This is a genomic window from Sporolactobacillus mangiferae (assembly GCF_023336505.1).
Lineage (GTDB): Bacteria > Bacillota > Bacilli > Bacillales > Sporolactobacillaceae > Sporolactobacillus > Sporolactobacillus mangiferae.
Window position 1 is genome coordinate 1 of record NZ_JAMAST010000047.1, and the last position, 1,177, is coordinate 1,177.

2 protein-coding genes and 1 tRNA gene are annotated in these 1,177 nt (G+C 38.1%); 1 reads left to right on the plus strand and 2 read right to left on the minus strand.

Annotation, left to right across the window (positions count from 1 at the left end; translation table 11 throughout):
- The first annotated feature begins 109 nt into the window (after positions 1–109).
- Positions 110–200, plus strand: a tRNA-Ser gene (locus M3N64_RS13965).
- Positions 201–371: 171 nt separating this feature from the next.
- Here M3N64_RS13965 and M3N64_RS13970 read toward each other — a convergent pair.
- Both M3N64_RS13970 and M3N64_RS13975 read right to left on the minus strand, forming a co-directional pair.
- Positions 372–593, minus strand: coding sequence for a hypothetical protein (locus tag M3N64_RS13970; protein ID WP_249104294.1), 222 nt, complete (start codon positions 591–593; stop codon positions 372–374).
- Positions 594–956: 363 nt separating this feature from the next.
- A partial coding sequence (locus M3N64_RS13975; protein WP_249104298.1) for a transposase occupies positions 957–1,177 on the minus strand: 221 nt, incomplete at its 5' end.

A 1,177-nucleotide genomic window follows, 5' to 3' on the forward strand; every position in this document is an offset into this window, starting at 1 on the left:
AAATTATATATTGAACATGCTTCACGGTAATTATTGCTAGGTCACTCCATAGTGTTTGGATCGCAGTGGAGCAATAGATCAGGACGATCAATTGCCGTGAAGTTTTTATGGAGAGCTGTCCGAGAGGCCGAAGGAGCACGATTGGAAATCGTGTAGACGGTTATTGAGCCGTCTCGAGGGTTCGAATCCCTCGCTCTCCGCTAGAAAGATTCTGTAGCTTTCTTAATGGCGTTCAAAATTGCTGATTTGACGCGGTTTTGAAGGCCTTTTTCATTTAACTGGATTCGATAGGATCCGAAAGGTTCTGATTGCTTTCTGGCTGATTTTTGGACGCAGGATACCAACGGTATTTGACTCTGGTTGACTATTGATTAGAAAATATAATCTACTTCAACTTTGTTCCAAACTTCATTAAGTATTTTTCCGTCTATTTTATAGTTATAAAAAATATCCTTACCAGATTTATATTCTTTATTCTGTCCATCATGAGCGATACCTTTAGTATCACCTGGATTGAATAGTGTATATATCTCATTTTGATATCTCAAACTGAACTCCCTTCCTTGATCTATTATCTCAATCGGTTCGTTCACGAATAAGCCATTCATAACTCTTACCTTTCTCAATTGGTGTCATTGTTCAACAATGAACGTTCTCACTTTCTCTTCGCTTTATTTCCATTCCACCTCTAATTTCTCATGTTTTTTCAAGTTGACAATGCGCGCTTATTTTCTTCAATCACTGCTTTAGATACATTTTAACTTTTCGAGAGATTTCCCTACATTAATAAATAAAAGCAAGTATGTTTTACAGATCGATCTTACGGAATTTCAAGTGACATGGGACATAAAAATATGTTGTCATCATATTTATTCATCTTACAATTACAGTAGATTGTTCAGAAGGGGGTCAAGTCCTTTTTTGTGTGTAAATTCATCTCAGTTAGAACAGATTGATTAACTTGGATAAATAGCGGTCACTTTACTAGATTTAGCCAATTTAGGTTGTTCTGCTTTCCAACTAAAATACTCGTCCATTTTCAGATAGCAGCGGCCTTCCGACCATTTTTCATCCTGTTCCATGAGCATGGAACCCATGAGACGGGTGACCGATTCACGATTGGGAAAGATGCGAATCACTCGTTCGCGACGGCGAAATTCCTCGTTGAGGCGTTCCA